The sequence below is a fragment of the Komagataeibacter rhaeticus genome (genome assembly GCF_003207855.1).
Lineage (GTDB): Bacteria > Pseudomonadota > Alphaproteobacteria > Acetobacterales > Acetobacteraceae > Komagataeibacter > Komagataeibacter rhaeticus.
In genome coordinates this window covers 1-1,055 of sequence record NZ_NKTZ01000058.1, presented here as the reverse complement: position 1 = coordinate 1,055, position 1,055 = coordinate 1, and the positions used below count along the sequence as shown (strand labels likewise).

General features: G+C 64.5%; 1 protein-coding gene. It reads left to right on the top strand.

Annotated features, from left to right (window positions below):
- Positions 1–1,055 (top strand): P-type ATPase (locus CFR78_RS16500; protein ID WP_276527318.1); only part of this gene is annotated, 1,055 nt, incomplete at both ends.

The following is a 1,055-nucleotide window of genomic DNA, read 5'->3' as shown; positions in this document are numbered from 1 at the left end:
ATGCATCCGGACATCAGGGAAGCGCATCCTGGGAAATGCCCGATATGCGGTATGACACTTCAGCCGATGAGCAGCCCCAGCAATATGGAGCCAATGAAGGGAATGAGTCACGACCGGGCGGTTCACGATATGGCCTGCCATGATCGGGACCGTCATGCGCCCCAGACCGCCGCCTTGCCGACAACTGGAGGCCATACGATCTGGACCTGCCCCATGCATCCGCAGATCCGGCAGGACCATCCGGGAAACTGCCCGCTTTGCGGCATGGCGCTGGAGCCGGAGGAACCGACCGGACAGCATGATGACAATCCTGAACTGAAGGACTTCACGCACCGCCTGATCGTGGCCGCCGCCCTTGCCATTCCGCTCATGGCCGTCGCCATGGGCGGCGATATCGGCCTGCATCTCGTGCCACCCGCCCTCTCGCCGTGGATTCAGTTGGCGCTCACGCTGCCTGTCGTCTGCTGGGCAGGGCTGCCGTTCTTCCAGCGTGGCCTCGCCTCACTGCGCACCGGCCATTTCAATATGTTCACGCTGATCATGTTCGGTACCGGCGCGGCGTTCGGCTACAGCCTCGCGGCCACGCTCGCGCCAGCGGCCTTTCCTGCAACCTTCCGGCAGATGGATGGCACGCTGCCGGTCTATTACGAAGCTGCGGGCGTTGTGGTGGCGCTCGTGCTGCTGGGGCAGGTCCTGGAACTGCGCGCCCGCGCCGCAACCGGCAACGCCATCCGTGCCCTGCTCGATCTCACGCCGAAGCAGGCGCACCGCGTCGGTATAGACGGCCACGAGAACGACGTGGCGGTCGAGGACGTCACGAAGGGCGACCGGCTGCGCATCAGGCCAGGCGAGTCCGTTCCGGCTGATGGGTTGGTGATCTCCGGCACGTCCAGCATTGATGAATCGATGATCAGTGGTGAGCCTGCACCCGTGGCGAAAAAGCCCGGCGACCCGGTTACGGGGGGTACCATCAACGGCACCGGCAGCCTGGAAATCCAGGCACAGGCCGTAGGCAGCGACACCATGCTGGCCCGCATTGTAAAGATGGTCGCGGC